This is a genomic window from Rhodovibrio sodomensis, assembly GCF_016583645.1.
Taxonomy (GTDB): Bacteria; Pseudomonadota; Alphaproteobacteria; order Kiloniellales; family Rhodovibrionaceae; genus Rhodovibrio; species Rhodovibrio sodomensis.
The window spans coordinates 32,746-46,614 of sequence record NZ_NRRL01000001.1; the positions used below are offsets into that span (position 1 = coordinate 32,746).

A 13,869-nucleotide genomic window follows, 5' to 3' on the forward strand; every position below is an offset into this window, starting at 1 on the left:
CCGCCGCACGACCCGACGACCCGTTGCGCCCAGGAGACCCGATCCGATGACCCAGAACCCCGGCCCCCTCGTCATCAACGTCCTCGCCGGCCCCGGTGCCGGCAAGTCCACGCTGGCCTCCATGATCTTCGCCGCGCTGAAGCAGGCCGGTACTGGATGGACGGTCGAACTGGCCGCCGAGTTCGCCAAGGACCTGGTTTGGGAAGGCCGCGGTCAGGCCCTGCAGAACCAGCTGTACGTGCTGGGCGAGCAGTACCAGCGGATCCATCGGGTCGCCGGCCAGGCGCACATCGTGGTGACCGATAGCCCAGTTTTGTTTTCTGCAATCTACAAACCCGCCGAGTTCCCGGACGCGGTCACCGAGCTGGCGTTGTGGGCGCACTACCGTTTCCCCTCCCTCAACGTGTTCGTCGAGCGGCCGGGCGCGCCCTACGAGGCCGTCGGCCGGGTCCAGACCGAGGCGCAAGCGATCGAGGTCGACCGCAAGATCGAGAGCTTCATCGAAGCCCACCAGATTGCGCCGGTGTTCCGCGCGCGCCCTGAGATGGCCGACGCCCAGAAGATCGCCGACAAGGCGGTCAGCTGGGTTAGCAACCAGTATCGGGGGCCGCGCCGCGTCGCCTGAGCATCACGCGCCGCAGCCCAGCCGTTCCAGCAGGCGCGCCAGCCGCTCAGCATCGGCCTGATGGCGGAAATACACCCTGAGGCCGAGCATCGCCCAGTCGTGCCGCCGTCCGCGATGCCTGCGGATCAACCAGTCGACCACGCGATCCAGGTCGCGGCCCCAACCGCCCGGGCGCTCACCGAGCTCAACCGTGTAGGGGTGCGACCAGCGCATCCGCTGGTCGGCAGAAACGCGTGTCATCCTCTTTGTTCTATTTTCGTTCACGCTCGGGCACAAGCGCCCCAGCGTGATCGCGCGCCAGCGCGCGCATGAAAGAGGCGGTGTTCCACCGCCCGACCCCCGTCCAGCCGGGCGCCCTTCTGGTGAACCGAGAAGAGCGCCGGCGGACGAGGGTCTCGTCGCACGGTGCCAAACCGGAGACGACGAGGAGAGATGTGATGACCATTCAACTCGCGGATCACGATCCGCTCCACGAGCTGCGCACGGCCCATGCCGAAGGCGCCACCCTGATCGAAGGAGCCTGCCGCGCGCTCGTCAGCTACCAGCGCGCGCTCGCGCTCGCGATCGAGCACAGGCTCGACTTCCCGGATATCGAGATCGCGGACACCGCCTACGTGCTCGACTACGAAACCGATCTGCCGGCCCCGGACGCCGACGCGCCGGTGCAGCCAGTCGCGCCCGAGGCCGCGCCCGCGGCGAGCCCCGAGCAGGACAGGACGCCGGATACGCGTGCGTTCGACAGCCTGCCCGCCAGCATCCGCGACGAGGTCGCCCGGATCGCCGGCAAGAGCGCCGCACAGCTGAAGGCGGAGACCAGCGCCCTGACCGCCCGGCCACGCCTGACGTCGGCGCCGCGGCCCGGCCAGCGCAAGCGCCGGCGTCAGATGCTCACGCCAGAGCAGGAAGCCGAGCTGATCCGCTGCTGGCAGGACGACCGCGACGCGGACGCGCGCGCCGAGCTTCTGGATCGTTTCGAGCCGCTGATCAGGCGCATGGTCGAGGAATCTGGCGGCGCAAGCTGGGACTACAAGAAGGACCTGCTGCAGGAAGCCCGGCTCGCCCTGATCGAGAGCCTCGACAAGGTCGATCCGGCCGCCGGGCGGATCTCGGCCTTCTGCCGCAACGCCATCAAACACGCAATCCATCGTTTCATGATGGATCAGTCCGGCACGACGCGCGTGGGCACAAACCTCAGCGACAAGCGGGTCTACTTCAACTTCTCCCGCCTGCGCCGGCAGTGGGAGAGCCGCTTCCAGAAGGACCTGAACGACCAGGGCCGGCTCTGGATCGCTCACCAGCTGGGCGTTTCGGTGGAGACGGTGGCGCGGATGGAGCCGCGCCTGAAGCGCAACGACGTCCCGATCGACACGCTCGGCGAGGACCCGGCCGGCCACGTCGAAGGCGGCATCAACAGCCGAGGGGTGGACGCCCTGATCGAAGCGCTGACCGACCCCGCCGGCACACCCGAGAGCCAGCTCGGCGCGCAACAGGCCGAGCGCTTGCGCCTGGACATGTGCGGCCGCGCCATCGAGCAACTGCCGGAGATCACCCGGGATATCCTCAGGCTGCGCTTCGCCGAAGACGGCAAGGTCTCCTACGCCGAGATCGGCGCACGGCTCGCTGCAATGTCCGGCCGCCGAATGACCCGCAAGCAGGTCAGGAAGTACGAGGAAGAGGCGCTGAGCCTGGTCGCGGCCACGATCGCCAGAGCCGGTTACGAGGTTCGCGATCTTGCCTGAATCACGGCCGCTCAGCGGGCCGGCACCGGCCCCATTTCCGGTCGAGAAACCCGCGACCGCAGGGCCCGCGGGCCGGAAGGCAAGGCGGGAGAAAGACCGCGTCGGCAGGTCAGCTGCGGGCGTCCCCGAATTGACGAACGCCCGCGGCTGACGCTGCCCGCGCCGTGAACGGCACGTCAGTCAGGACGAACCAGAAGACAGTCGTCGGCGCGACGCGCCGACCGCCCGCGCCGGCACCAAGCCGACGGGCGCACCCAAAAAGAACCGAGAGGAGACCGCGATGCGCGGAGCCACCGCTGCCGCCCAGCAGGGCCAGACGAACCAGCCGGCCCAGACGCCGACCAACGTCATGGCCGGCGACCAGGGCATCCTGGCGCACGAGCTGATGGTCGAGATCATGGGGATCGTGCCGACCTTCGGGAACACCAAGATCAACGTCGGCTTCTACGGCGACGAGGCCTTCGCGTCGGATCAGCTGAACTACGTCAATATCCCGCAGCTGCCCCCGCAGCTGGTCGTCCCGACCCCGATCGCGATGGAACTGCGCGGCTTTGCCGCGCACGAGGCCTCGCACCTGATCTGGACCGACTGGGACTTCATGGAGAACGGCCGCACCGACGCGGAGAAGAAGGACGCCCTCCTCCATCACGTCTGGAACGCGATCGAGGACTACATGATCGAGAGGAACTTCCTCGAGATCTATCCAGGCGCACACAAGAACTTCACCGCGACCGAGATCCGCTGCTGCGCCAAGTACATGGAGCAATGGCGCCAGAAGCCGGACATCGCCAAGGACCTGCGTATCGTGGGCACGGTGGCGCTGACCTGGGCGCGGTCGATCTACTTCGGTCTGAAGACGCAGTCCTCGAAGGACTGCATGGACACCATGCCGGTCACGCTGCAACAGCGCGTCTGGACCTGGTTCAACCAGATCATCGACGTCGAGAGCAGCGAGGAGTGCTTCCAGCACGCCCGGCGGATCGCCGAGGAGATCCGCAAGGACCCGTTCGACCCGAACGATCCGCCGGCCGACCCGAACCACGACCCGCTCGCCAACCAGCAGCAGGGCCAGGGTGGCCAGAGCCAGGGCGGTATCGGCGGCAACGGGGCCGGCCAGCAGTCGCCGCAGGGTAACGCCGGCGGCGGCCTGTCGAACGGCGGCTCCGGCGGCGGGCAGCAGAACGGCCCCACCCCGATGGGTGTCGGCCACTCGCTCAACGACGCCTTCGACGACATGGGCGTGGAGAAGCAGAGCCACTACACCCAGTCCTACGCGATCACCTCGAACGCCGCGGAGGGGCCGGCCGCCGACGTGCTGGCCGATCCTCAGGGGACCCAGCGGGCGCAGGACGCCCAGGCGAAGATCGCCGACCAGGTCGGGATCACCAGCCGCACCCTGCGGCGCGCGCTGCGCACGATCTCCCGCGAACGCTGGCGCGGCGGGCGCAACGACGGCCTGCTCGACGGCGACCACCTGACCCAGGCGGTGATGGGTGCGCCGGATATCTACCGGAAGAAGCGCAAGGCCGAGAAGATCGACACCGCCGTCGAGGTGGTCGTGGACTGCTCGGACTCGATGCGCGGCCAGAAGCTCAAGGTCTGCCAGCAGCTCGGTCTGGTCCTGCATCAGGCGTTCGCCGGCACCCCGATCAAGTACGAGATGATCGGCTACACCTGCACCGACGACGAACAGAACCTACCGCAGTCAGCCCAGGTGCTGATCCAGGCGATGCAGGCGCGTGGCGAGGAGGCCGACGTCCGGGCGATCCCGGTCTACGTCTTCAAGGACTTCGAGGCGAACCACTCCGCCGCCCTGACCAGCCTCGGCAACATGACCGAGGTCCCGCGCGGCGGCACGCCCACGACCGACGCCATCTACGCCGCGCACAAGCGCCTGGCCAAGCGCCCGGAACGCCGTCACGTCATGTTCGTCCTGACCGACGGCGCCTCCGACGACAACCAAGCCTGCAAGCGCGCGGTCGAAGCCGTCGAGAAATGCGGCGTCACCGTGCTCGGCCTGGGCATCCAGTCCGACGCCGTGAAGGGCTGCTTCAAGAACTGGGCCAGCGTCTCCGACGCCAAGGACATCTCCGCGGCCGTGCTCGGCACGCTCGCCAAGGCGATCCTGGGCGACAAGCTCAAGAAGGGGATGCTGCCCAGCTACTCCGCCGCGCACCTGCACGACGTCTAGCGCGGCCGACGGCTCACGCGTTCCGCCGCCCCGGCCCGATCAGGGCACCGGGGCGGCGGTTCGCGCATCGCCGGAATGACAAAACAAGGAACCGGGCGCATGCGCCCGGCCACGAGGAGATCGAGCGATGTCCTGGACCACCGCGATCGCGGAATACCAGCTCAAGGTCGGCACGATCGACGGGAAGACCGCCGTTGTCGCCGACAACACGAAGTACCATAGCAGCGCGCCGTCGGAATTCCGCTACTTCTATACGATCCTCAAGAAGGGCGGCCTGGCCACGATCCAAAACTGCGATGGCGCCCCACCGGGTCTGGGCGAGGTGTCGCTCTCGACCAAGACCGGGACCCAGACGATCGTTGGCCTCAAGATTCTGGGGCTCCAGGAGACCGACGCCGACTTCCTCAAGCTGCTGGGCCAGGTCACGCCCAAGATGCAGGACGCCGGCGACCTGCGTCAGCACTTCCTATCGCGAATCGCGACCGCGATGGCCGCCGCCTATCCCAAGGCCGCGCCTGAGATCCAGGAGGACACGATCATCGTGCACTCCGACACGACGATCCCGCAGCAGAGCGGCACCGCCGCCGGCCGCCGCGCACTCGCCAGCGGCCAGAACGCCAAGTCCGCCGGCCCGCGCCGGCGCGGCAAGAAGGGCGCGAACAACATCTGGATCTGATCGCAGCGCGCCCGGCGCCGCCCGTCACGCCCCCACGTTTCCTGTCCGAGACCGCCATGACCGCCCCACAGCCGTTCGCCCGCTACACCGCGCACCACGCCTTCGATCTCGACGGCAACGCCTACCTGATCCTGCTGGATGCGCGGGCACCGTCCGACTACCAGGCGTTCGTCGGGCGCCTCATCTACCAGACCCGCCTGGAAGTGGCGCCCGCGCGCGGGACCGGCGCCACGCTCGAGGAGATCGAACTGGACGACGGCGAAACCCGGCTCGCCCCGACGCCGTTCGCCGCCGGCGAGCTGTTCAACTCCGGGCCGATCGCCGACGAGCTCCGCAAGGGACCCAGCATCACCTCGGCCGAAATGCTCGCGACGGCGGCTGGCAACGCGCTGAAGCGTGCCTTCAAGGCCCTGCCCAACGGCGGTGTCACGCAGCTCGACATCGACAAGTTCCGCAATGCGAGCGGCCGCATCCAGCTGATCTGCACCAGCCCGCAGGTCATGCCCGCCGCCGGCACGCCGAGCAAGACCTCCACCGCCGGTACGACCGCGAAGTCAGCGGCCCCAAAGGGCCGCCGGCGCAAGTCGGGCGGAACCGGGAACAACAACATCTGGCTCTGAGCAGGAGACCGGGGCGATGAACTGGACCTTGATCGCGAGCTACAGCCCCTACCAGGCGGCGCGGACCATCAACGGCACCATGCGCTTCTTCGTGATCCTGCACGACCCGCGGGCGCGCACGCCGGCTGCACGCGCCTACGTCATGGAGATCGACAGCTCATTCACGCTCGAAGCACTGCCGCTGGAGATCACGCCGGGCGGGCCCGGGCGCTGGACCAAGGTCGCCCTCGACCCGGATCCACAGCCGCACGTCCTCTCGGGCGCCTGGCTCGCCCCGATCCCCGACGTCCTGGACGACCCCTGCATGATCGAGGCAAGCCAGGGAATACTGAAGCCTCAGAGGGACGGCAGCATCACGCGTGCCGCGATGACCACGCTCGCCGCCGGGCCTCTCAGCGCACACGACACCCACTTCGACGCCCAAGCAGGCACCGATCGCCTGGATCTCTTCTCCCACGATCCGGCCGCGCGCCCGCGGGGCAGCCTGATGTGTCCCAGCCGGCGCGGCCGCAGCCCGAACCAGGTCTGGATCTAAGCGGTGAGCCCGAACCCGCTCCCAGCCGGCCAGTTCACGCTGCTGCACGCCGGCTACACGCGCCTCGGTCTCGCCGCGCGCGACAGCACGCGCATCCTGGCAAGCGACCCGCGCCAACGCGGAGACCCGATGGCCTGGCGTTGGGTCGGCGGGCAGGCCTACTGCGGCGAGCTCTACGTCGGTGACGCGCAGACGCACGCCGCCTACCGCTTCAAGCCCGCCTTGATCGGCGACCTCACCGAGATCGGCAAGCAGATCCTGTTCGCCCAGCAGCCCGACGACCAGTTGCTCGACCGGCTTCTCGCTACCCTGCCGGTGCCGAGAAGCGCCCAGCTGCGCTGGCAGAAGATGAACACACTCGAGATCCGGGTCATCTGCGACACCGGCCTGCCGGCAGCAGCGCGACCGCCCCGGCACACGCGCCCCCGCGGCGACTGGATCCTGCCCGCGTGAGCCGCGCGCCGGCCAACACCGCCGCGCGGCGCCCATGTTCCGGAAACCATCCTGCGCTAGACTGACGTCGCCCGGCCGCCGGCGGCACCTATTGGAGTTCACAATGACCGTCATTACCCAGTCCGCGAGCGACGCAAGGATCCAAGGGGCCGCGCTGCGCCTCGCGCACGCGCGTACGACGGAGAGCTTCGCCAACATCGCCCATGACATCGTCGAGGCCGGCGATCACACCGAAGTCGTCCCCGAGCGCCTGCTCGCGATCGGCAAGATGGTCGCCGACGGGGAGCCCGCCAGCTGGGCCTGGCTGCTGCCCGAACCGGACACCCACCTGCACGCCGCCGCGCTCGAGTTCGCCCTGTTCGCGGGGCCCAACGGCGGCTACTTCGACACCGCGCCCGACGGGTCGATCCGCCAGTGGGCCGAGGCCGGGAGCGGTGCCCGCGCGCTCTCGAGCTGGATCACGCGCCTGCGCGCGGCCGGCAAGCTGCCGGGCGTCCACATCACCGACCCGGCCGTGGCGCGCGCCGAGCTCAAGCCGGAACTGGCCGACCTGCCCTATCCCGACGCGCGCCTCGCGATCGCCATGCAGTTCGCCGAGCGCCAGCGTCTGGACGCACTCACTGAGCTGGTTCAGGCGACCCGAAGCCATACCGGCCAGCACATCTTCCGGCTCGATCACGCGGACCGCCTGGCTCGCATCTTCCCGGCTGCCTTCGGAGATGACCCGTTCCGGAAGAAGGCGATCCTGTTCTTCCTGTTCCTGCACGGGCACCTGCACCACAAGGGGAGCCCGGCCGTCTTCGACCTGCCGATCCCGAGCGACTACCAGATGCCGCGCATCCTGGCGTACCTGGGCGCTATCCGGGTCTCGGATACGCTGCGAACGATACTGACCGCGTCGGACCGGCTGCTCGACGTCACCAGCGCACCGGTCATCGAATACCGGGCGGCCGCGATCGTCTGCGCCGACCTGCTCCGCGCGGCCACCGGCCAGCCGACCAGCGTGATCGACAGCGCGCTGTTCATCCCGCTGCGCAAGGACCCGGCCTTCCAGGCGAACAGCCTGCCAGCGATGCGCTGCGACACCATGTGGTTCTAGAGAGCGCGGTCAAGCTGCTATGTACGATCTCACCCTGGACAAGACGCAAGCCGTGCTCGACGCCTACGCCGACTACCTCGATCCCACCTTCCGCGCCAGTGCCACCCGGCACGACCGCTTCCTCGCCGCGCCCGTGCCCGACGCGCCCGACGAGGTCCAGGTGATCTGGGAGCCGGCCCTCGATCTCGCCGAGCTGATCTCCGCCGGCCAGGCGCCCGTCGAGCAGATCCACGACCTCCTGGCAGCCGGACCACGGCTGATCCGGCTGCCCACCGGGACCGTCTGGAACAATGGAGCCTGCATCATCGAGCCGAGCGACCTTCCCGCCCTCGCGACCAAGTGAGTCTCGGCGCATTGCCCCGGCGTTCAGCTTGGAGCGCCTTGCCTGGAGAGCCCAATGACCGGCCACACGCCCCCATGCACCCTGGATGGCGCGACAGTCAGCCTGCTCACCCGAAACAACTGCTCCGGCGGTTCGCGCACGCTCTATTACGGCAGCCCCCAGGCGGCGCTGATCGCCGAGGTCAAGCGCGCCATCCAGGTCCCGCTGACCGAATTCTCCGCGCCTGAGGATCTGGTCCAGGCAGCGGCGATGCGCGCGCCCGACGCAACCCGGCCGGCGGCGCAGTTCGACCTGATGGCGATCTGGCGCGAGATGATCGCCGACGGCGCGTTCGAGAATGGCTCCTACACCCACACGCTCACACTGGCCGATGCGGCCGGACAGCCGCTCATTCAGCGGGCGCATCCCGCCGGGTCGCTGGTCGCAACCACCCTGCGCGACTGCCTGGCGGACCATCTCGCCGGCGGCGGCGACCTCGACGAGGCCCTGCGGGCCGAGCGGCGGATCGTCTTCTGGGACGGTGACGCCGAGGTCGAGGAGATCTCGGATGGCCCGAAATCCGCTTTCGAGATGGCCCGAGGCTGGCTCCGCACCGAGCGGGCCCTGAGCGAGGCGGCGCGAACCCACAAGGTCGACCGCGTGTGCCTGCATATCCTGCTCGAGGGCGTGCAACGCGCGCGCTCAGGCGAGCCGCCTCTGGTCGGCTTCTACGACCGCGCCGACAACCAGCCGCCCGAAGTGCTGGAGATGATCGATGCCGGCGAGGCCATCTGGGAAATCGCACCCGGAAAGCACGTCGCCGATCGTCTCTGTCGCGGAAAGACCGGCCGCCCGCGGAGGGCCGTCGGCCGGCTGACCGCGCTCGGCGCCGCGCGCTACGGGGCCGCCCTGCATCACGCGCTCGCGCAGGTCTCTGCCCAGGGCGACGCCCTTCCCGACCGCGATACCTACATCGCGCGCCTCAAGGCATCCGCGATCGAGACCGCGAAGGTCTGATCCGCGGTCGCCGCGGCCGCCTGCCCGATCGAGAAGCGAGGATACCCGTGATGGAAAGACCGCGAACCCCGCGCCGCGGGAACCGCCTGCCGATGGAGATCTTCCCGGACGAGGACGACTTCGACGACCGAACCTACGCCAAGGCGCTGCGCTGGGACGCCGTCTCAGCGATCGCCCTGGTGATCGGCGTGCCGGCCCTTCTCGGCTGGCTGAGCGGCGGCGGTTTCTCCGCCTTGCTGTCCTGATCCCCAATACCCCGACGGAGCCCGGACCCGCATGCGCTACAACGTGATCGATCCCGAAAGCTACTTCGAGGCGACCGCCTTCCTTGACATGGGCACGGTCCTCAGTGGCTTCGAGCGCAACCTCCCCGCGGGCGCGCGCGACCTGCTGGACGCCGGCTGCGGGTCCGGCCGGGACGCCCGCGTCCTGATCGACCGCGGCTACCGCGTGACCGCTTTCGACGCCCATCACGAGCTCTGCCGCCTGGCCAGCGAGCGTCTCGGCGTTCCGGCGATCTGCAAGACGTTCGAGCAGGTCGACTGGCACGAGCAGTTCGATGGCATCTGGGCCTGCGCCTCGCTGCTGCACCTAACCCCCGCGGCGCTCACCGATGCCGTGCACAGGCTAGCCCGCGCACTCAGGGTCCGCGGGGTGATCCAGATGTCCTTCAAGGAAGGCGATGGCCCGCGGATCGATCGTCTCGGCCGCTACATGCACGACCAGAGCTGGCTCAGCCTGAAGCACCTCTTGTGCGGATGCCCGGACCTGGAGCTCGTGCGCATCTTCAACACCGGCGACCGCATGCCCGGTCGGGACACGACCTGGATCAACGCCGTCGCCCGCCGCGTCTGACGCGGTCTCGACCCACAGGAGACCCGCCAATGCTCTCCGGAGTTATCGACCTGGTTGGCCAGTGCAGCCTCGACGACGTCGAGCAGACGCTCACCGAACAGTACGTTCAGCTGTGGCTCAGCTGGGCGGACATCCAGTCCGACGCGCTCAACACCGCGATCCATCGGATCGGTCAGGCCCACGCGGCGATTGCCCAGGCGATCGCCCTGGAAAGGGGCGATGACGACACGCTCACAACGCTGGACGGCTCCGACGCCGAAGCCGCCTTCCGCGAGGCCTGGATCTGGGCCTACATGAAAGGGCTGGGCGTCGACCGCGCGTACGCCGAGGAGTCCTACTGCCTCTATACCGTCGACTGGGCGCGTGCGCAGACCCGGGCGACGCTGATCGCAGCGGCCGGCGCACGCCTTGGGGCCGTCGATGCCACCCGAACACGCCAGACCTTTCGGGCGCTGCGAGCCGAAACGGCCTGAGCGACGCCATTTCCCGGGCAGACACAAGCCGCCGGAGCCCGCCATGTCCAAGCCTATCCCAGCGCCCGAGCGCGTGACAGCCGCGATCTTCTCGGTGAATTGGTGTCAGCCGCACGGGGGCGCCTGCCACCTGCTGCTGCGCGATGCGCACGCACCAGAGGCTCTGACCTGTCTGATCGCCCGCCTCGACCCGGGCGCCGATGCGCTGGACTTCAGGCCGGCCAGCCCACTCAACGACGCCGAGCTCTATCAGCTGCGCACGGCTGATGGCCGACGGATGTTCGCCAACGCCGACATCTTCGGCTCGCACGCGCCGGCGGAAGCCCTGCGCGCCCTCACCCCGGCCGTCGAGGAACCCGGCGCGCTCGACGCGATGGTCGCGCGCGGACTGCATCGGCGCTTTGCCAATCGTTACCCCGATCTCGCCCTGACCCCTGGCCGGGTTGATCAGCTGGTGATGCGCACGGCCTTCGCCGAACCCCGCCGTCCACGCGTACCCCGAGCCTTCGAGATCGTCGCCCATCACGCCGCCTGAGGCCTTCTTGCCCCGGGCATCGACCGAGGACCGCCCCATGTCCGACCGCCAGCGCCAGCTCGTGCGCGCCTACAACACCGCAAGCCGCACAACGCTCCGGCAGACGCTCGACCAACTCGCCGATACCGCCCGGCGGATGGATCACCTCGGCCTGCTGTCCTCCGATTGGCAGGCACGCGAGCTCGCCATGAAGATCGCGCTCACCCGCCCGATGCGGCTCTACGCCTTCATCGATCGCGTGGACGCGGACATGGTCACGGCGGATGCCAGCTGTGCCGAGCAGGTCGACGCGGGCGAGTTCGATCCGATAGCCCCCAACACTGAGTTCCTCGACCTCATCCTTCCGACCCTGCCGGTGGCGGAAGGGGAGACGATCGAGCTCCGGCTGGTACAGGGGCGCGAAGACGATAGCCGCCCACTCGTCACGCTGCGCCGCACGGCCGCCGGTTCCCACCCGGCCGTCAACGGGCGGATTGAACTGCTCCGGCTGGTCGACTGGAACTCGGTCGAGAGCCCGGAGGCCCAGGACGCGGAGGCTGAGGACGCGGAGACTGAGGACGCGGAGGAAACCCCATGCAACGCTACCGCGTGATCCTGGAGACGCGACCGGAGGTCGCCGCCGGCGATGCGGAAGAGGCCGTGATGCGCGCCCTGAAGCAGCCCTTCCGGGCCGCCGACAGCTGGCCGATCGCGATTTTTGCGCCCGACTTCCAGGAACTGCATGACGCCTTCGCCGCGACCGAGATGTCGAGCGATGTGGCGGATCGCTGGGAAGTCGCCGTCTGCTGCGAGGTCGAGGTCGACGCGCACCATCCAGCCGAGGCCGCGCTCGCGGCCCAGTCCCGGCTCGCTGAGCCCGGCGCGCCTGAGGCCCGCGAGCTATTCGCGCGGATGGCCCAGCCGGCCCGCAGCGCCCGCCAGCCCGTCTCGCTCACCCCGCCCGCGCGTGAACTCGAGCGCCTGTTCTGACCCCGTCACTCGATCGGAGCCCTGCCCGTGCCCACCCAGACGTCCGACGACCTGCCGCAGGGATGGGCCAACACAGGCCCGCCCAGCCCGGCGCGCACCCTCAAGCCAACCGACCGGATCACCTTCGCGGAGTTCTGGGCGTTCTACACCGCCGGCTGGCCCGGCCGGAACTGGTACATCGACGACATCTTCGAGTTCGAAGACGAGGCCGGCGCGCCCCTGCTGCGCCCCGATCAGGAAATGGCCCTGCAAGACTGCGGGATCATCGCCTGGCAGGGACCAGAGACCGAGATCCGACACGGCACCTTCTGGCCATTCGTCGACTTCTACGAGGCCTGGCTGCGCGCGAGCGGCCGGCTCAACCAGACGACCGTGGTCGTCCAGATCCCGGCCGACCGGCGCGCCGATCTGGACACCCGCGTCAGCGAGCTCGGCGGCCGAATCCTGACGGGCTGAAGCCCGGCGCGAGCCCCTTACGCCAAACACACCCGGAGATTGAGATGACCGGACGGGATCGGTTGATCGCGGCGGCCGGCGAGTTGCGTGCGTACCTGGTGCCGCACTGGGCCGCCTGGAAAAAGCAGCGCGGCTGTCAGGACGACCCCTGCCTGTCGCATGGCATGTGCCGTTTCTCTTCCGCCTTCCTGCTGCTGGCACTGTCGGCGCGCTGGCCGAGCGGCCGCTGGCGCGTCCACCAGGGCATGGCCGACTTCTGTCCGACCGATCCCGGGGTCATCGGGCGCGAGATGAGCCGCCCGGGCGGTATCCGCGACCCCCAAGGGCACTGGCACGATCACTGCTGGGTGGTCGGTCGGGTCGACGGGTCGTCGGTGATCGTCGACCTGACCGCGGACCAGTTCGGACACTCTCCGGTGATCGTCACCGGGGCCGATGACCCTCGATACCGCCGAAACTGGAAGGACGCGTTCACGAGGCGCCACCTCCGCGACGTCGAACATCGTGCGCGCGGCTGGTTCGAACGCTGCCCGGCACCGCCCGCCAACACCCGGGGCACTTGCGTATGCTCATGACGTGTGCAGGACTCTCGGTCAGCGGGGGTAATAACGGGGGTCATCTTCAATGCTTCGTCGAACAGCCGGTCGTCTTGCCGCGGCCGCAATTGCCATAGCGATTGGCTGCACACCTCTGGCCGGCCGCGCCGCCGGCAGCTTTATCAAGGTCGTCCTGCCCCAGGGCGTTCACGTCGAGCTGCCGCGAAACTTCCAGGTGATGAGCGACAACCGCCGAACAACGCTGGACGCCGCGGCAACCGCCACGGCCGATATCGTGAAGCCCGACGTCAATGCCCGCAGCCAGACACCGCTTTCCGCGCTGCTCTACGCCGATAACGGCACTCCGATCGCCAGCACGAACATCCGCTACTTCCCCGACGCCGAACTCACTCAGGGAACGGTCAAACGACAACGCGACCGTGTCGCGGAGGTCGTCGATCCCGGTCTGCGCAAGGGCATCAAGAAGGGTGTCTCCAGGATGGGCTTCGAGGTCACAGATTGGCAGGGCACGGAGGTACGCGATATCCATGGCCTAACCGCGCTCGTGACTCGCTATCAACGCGCGGATACGCAGACCGGCTCGCCCTTTCAGGTCCGGCTGATCCGCGTGTACGCTGCGTCCCGCACCTTCTTTCTCACCTTCAGCTATCGACTGGCCGAATGGATCCTGATGGAACCGATCGCAGAACGGGTGACGCGCAGCGTCCGACTGAATCGGAACTGAAACCACGCGATGAGAGGACGCAA

The 13,869-nt window shown here is 68.7% G+C and carries 20 protein-coding genes; 19 read left to right on the forward strand and 1 reads right to left on the reverse strand.

Annotation, left to right across the window (positions count from 1 at the left end; genetic code table 11):
* The first annotated feature begins 46 nt into the window (after nucleotides 1-46).
* Nucleotides 47-625 carry an AAA family ATPase gene (locus CKO28_RS00135; protein ID WP_200338444.1) on the forward strand — a complete coding sequence of 193 codons (579 nt, stop codon included), beginning with the start codon at nucleotides 47-49 and terminating at the stop codon, nucleotides 623-625.
* A gap of 3 nt (nucleotides 626-628) precedes the next feature.
* Here CKO28_RS00135 and CKO28_RS00140 read toward each other — a convergent pair whose 3' ends face one another.
* Nucleotides 629-865 (reverse strand): hypothetical protein, encoded by a 237-nt coding sequence (locus tag CKO28_RS00140; RefSeq protein WP_200338445.1) that lies wholly within the window; start codon nucleotides 863-865, stop codon nucleotides 629-631.
* 197 nt (nucleotides 866-1,062) lie between these two features.
* Here CKO28_RS00140 and CKO28_RS00145 point away from each other — a divergent pair, with 197 nt between their 5' ends.
* From CKO28_RS00145 to CKO28_RS00230, 18 genes are all read left to right on the forward strand, one after another.
* Nucleotides 1,063-2,364 (forward strand): sigma-70 family RNA polymerase sigma factor, encoded by a 1,302-nt coding sequence (locus tag CKO28_RS00145; RefSeq protein WP_200338447.1) that lies wholly within the window; start codon nucleotides 1,063-1,065, stop codon nucleotides 2,362-2,364.
* 280 nt (nucleotides 2,365-2,644) lie between these two features.
* Nucleotides 2,645-4,555, forward strand: a complete 1,911-nt coding sequence (locus CKO28_RS00150; protein ID WP_200338449.1) for a cobaltochelatase CobT-related protein — start codon at nucleotides 2,645-2,647, stop codon at nucleotides 4,553-4,555.
* Nucleotides 4,556-4,682: 127 nt separating this feature from the next.
* The gene (locus tag CKO28_RS00155) at nucleotides 4,683-5,231 is read left to right on the forward strand and encodes a hypothetical protein (protein ID WP_200338451.1); all 549 of its coding nucleotides are present in this window, start codon (nucleotides 4,683-4,685) and stop codon (nucleotides 5,229-5,231) included.
* 56 nt (nucleotides 5,232-5,287) lie between these two features.
* A complete protein-coding gene (locus tag CKO28_RS00160) occupies nucleotides 5,288-5,851 on the forward strand; it encodes a hypothetical protein (protein ID WP_200338453.1) in 564 nt (187 codons plus the stop codon).
* A 16-nt stretch (nucleotides 5,852-5,867) separates the two neighbouring features.
* Nucleotides 5,868-6,386 carry a hypothetical protein gene (locus tag CKO28_RS00165; protein WP_200338455.1) on the forward strand — a complete coding sequence of 173 codons (519 nt, stop codon included), beginning with the start codon at nucleotides 5,868-5,870 and terminating at the stop codon, nucleotides 6,384-6,386.
* Nucleotides 6,387-6,389: 3 nt separating this feature from the next.
* A complete protein-coding gene (locus tag CKO28_RS00170; protein WP_200338457.1) occupies nucleotides 6,390-6,839 on the forward strand; it encodes a hypothetical protein in 450 nt (149 codons plus the stop codon).
* A 103-nt stretch (nucleotides 6,840-6,942) separates the two neighbouring features.
* Nucleotides 6,943-7,938 carry a queuosine salvage family protein gene (locus CKO28_RS00175; protein WP_200338459.1) on the forward strand — a complete coding sequence of 332 codons (996 nt, stop codon included), beginning with the start codon at nucleotides 6,943-6,945 and terminating at the stop codon, nucleotides 7,936-7,938.
* Nucleotides 7,939-7,957: 19 nt separating this feature from the next.
* Nucleotides 7,958-8,281, forward strand: a complete 324-nt coding sequence (locus CKO28_RS00180) for a hypothetical protein (protein ID WP_200338461.1) — start codon at nucleotides 7,958-7,960, stop codon at nucleotides 8,279-8,281.
* 54 nt (nucleotides 8,282-8,335) lie between these two features.
* The gene (locus CKO28_RS00185; RefSeq protein WP_200338463.1) at nucleotides 8,336-9,277 is read left to right on the forward strand and encodes a hypothetical protein; all 942 of its coding nucleotides are present in this window, start codon (nucleotides 8,336-8,338) and stop codon (nucleotides 9,275-9,277) included.
* A 50-nt stretch (nucleotides 9,278-9,327) separates the two neighbouring features.
* On the forward strand, nucleotides 9,328-9,522 hold the full coding sequence (locus CKO28_RS00190) for a hypothetical protein (protein ID WP_200338465.1): 195 nt from the start codon (nucleotides 9,328-9,330) through the stop codon (nucleotides 9,520-9,522).
* Between the two features lie 31 nt (nucleotides 9,523-9,553).
* The gene (locus CKO28_RS00195; RefSeq protein ID WP_200338467.1) at nucleotides 9,554-10,132 is read left to right on the forward strand and encodes a class I SAM-dependent methyltransferase; all 579 of its coding nucleotides are present in this window, start codon (nucleotides 9,554-9,556) and stop codon (nucleotides 10,130-10,132) included.
* 29 nt (nucleotides 10,133-10,161) lie between these two features.
* On the forward strand, nucleotides 10,162-10,605 hold the full coding sequence (locus tag CKO28_RS00200; protein WP_200338469.1) for a hypothetical protein: 444 nt from the start codon (nucleotides 10,162-10,164) through the stop codon (nucleotides 10,603-10,605).
* 43 nt (nucleotides 10,606-10,648) lie between these two features.
* Nucleotides 10,649-11,140, forward strand: coding sequence for a hypothetical protein (locus CKO28_RS00205; protein WP_200338471.1), 492 nt, complete (start codon nucleotides 10,649-10,651; stop codon nucleotides 11,138-11,140).
* A gap of 37 nt (nucleotides 11,141-11,177) precedes the next feature.
* Complete coding sequence (locus tag CKO28_RS00210; protein WP_200338473.1) at nucleotides 11,178-11,732, forward strand: hypothetical protein; 555 nt, start codon at nucleotides 11,178-11,180, stop codon at nucleotides 11,730-11,732.
* Entirely contained in the window at nucleotides 11,714-12,109 is a 396-nt protein-coding gene (locus CKO28_RS00215; protein ID WP_200338475.1) for a hypothetical protein, read from the forward strand. The genes CKO28_RS00210 and CKO28_RS00215 overlap by 19 nt, the downstream gene beginning before the upstream one ends.
* A gap of 27 nt (nucleotides 12,110-12,136) precedes the next feature.
* Nucleotides 12,137-12,565 (forward strand): hypothetical protein, encoded by a 429-nt coding sequence (locus tag CKO28_RS00220; RefSeq protein ID WP_200338477.1) that lies wholly within the window; start codon nucleotides 12,137-12,139, stop codon nucleotides 12,563-12,565.
* Nucleotides 12,566-12,609: 44 nt separating this feature from the next.
* Nucleotides 12,610-13,140 carry a hypothetical protein gene (locus tag CKO28_RS00225; RefSeq protein ID WP_200338479.1) on the forward strand — a complete coding sequence of 177 codons (531 nt, stop codon included), beginning with the start codon at nucleotides 12,610-12,612 and terminating at the stop codon, nucleotides 13,138-13,140.
* 49 nt (nucleotides 13,141-13,189) lie between these two features.
* Nucleotides 13,190-13,846, forward strand: a complete 657-nt coding sequence (locus tag CKO28_RS00230; protein ID WP_200338481.1) for a hypothetical protein — start codon at nucleotides 13,190-13,192, stop codon at nucleotides 13,844-13,846.
* Nucleotides 13,847-13,869 lie beyond the last annotated feature (23 nt).

Coding starts and splice junctions, on each gene's coding strand:
- CKO28_RS00135 (WP_200338444.1), top strand. CDS start 47: ATGACCCAGAACCCCGGCCCCCTCGTCATCAACGTCCTCGCCGGCCCC.
- CKO28_RS00140 (WP_200338445.1), bottom strand. CDS start 865: ATGACACGCGTTTCTGCCGACCAGCGGATGCGCTGGTCGCACCCCTAC.
- CKO28_RS00145 (WP_200338447.1), top strand. CDS start 1,063: ATGACCATTCAACTCGCGGATCACGATCCGCTCCACGAGCTGCGCACG.
- CKO28_RS00150 (WP_200338449.1), top strand. CDS start 2,645: ATGCGCGGAGCCACCGCTGCCGCCCAGCAGGGCCAGACGAACCAGCCG.
- CKO28_RS00155 (WP_200338451.1), top strand. CDS start 4,683: ATGTCCTGGACCACCGCGATCGCGGAATACCAGCTCAAGGTCGGCACG.
- CKO28_RS00160 (WP_200338453.1), top strand. CDS start 5,288: ATGACCGCCCCACAGCCGTTCGCCCGCTACACCGCGCACCACGCCTTC.
- CKO28_RS00165 (WP_200338455.1), top strand. CDS start 5,868: ATGAACTGGACCTTGATCGCGAGCTACAGCCCCTACCAGGCGGCGCGG.
- CKO28_RS00175 (WP_200338459.1), top strand. CDS start 6,943: ATGACCGTCATTACCCAGTCCGCGAGCGACGCAAGGATCCAAGGGGCC.
- CKO28_RS00180 (WP_200338461.1), top strand. CDS start 7,958: ATGTACGATCTCACCCTGGACAAGACGCAAGCCGTGCTCGACGCCTAC.
- CKO28_RS00185 (WP_200338463.1), top strand. CDS start 8,336: ATGACCGGCCACACGCCCCCATGCACCCTGGATGGCGCGACAGTCAGC.
- CKO28_RS00190 (WP_200338465.1), top strand. CDS start 9,328: ATGGAAAGACCGCGAACCCCGCGCCGCGGGAACCGCCTGCCGATGGAG.
- CKO28_RS00195 (WP_200338467.1), top strand. CDS start 9,554: ATGCGCTACAACGTGATCGATCCCGAAAGCTACTTCGAGGCGACCGCC.
- CKO28_RS00200 (WP_200338469.1), top strand. CDS start 10,162: ATGCTCTCCGGAGTTATCGACCTGGTTGGCCAGTGCAGCCTCGACGAC.
- CKO28_RS00205 (WP_200338471.1), top strand. CDS start 10,649: ATGTCCAAGCCTATCCCAGCGCCCGAGCGCGTGACAGCCGCGATCTTC.
- CKO28_RS00210 (WP_200338473.1), top strand. CDS start 11,178: ATGTCCGACCGCCAGCGCCAGCTCGTGCGCGCCTACAACACCGCAAGC.
- CKO28_RS00215 (WP_200338475.1), top strand. CDS start 11,714: ATGCAACGCTACCGCGTGATCCTGGAGACGCGACCGGAGGTCGCCGCC.
- CKO28_RS00225 (WP_200338479.1), top strand. CDS start 12,610: ATGACCGGACGGGATCGGTTGATCGCGGCGGCCGGCGAGTTGCGTGCG.
- CKO28_RS00230 (WP_200338481.1), top strand. CDS start 13,190: ATGCTTCGTCGAACAGCCGGTCGTCTTGCCGCGGCCGCAATTGCCATA.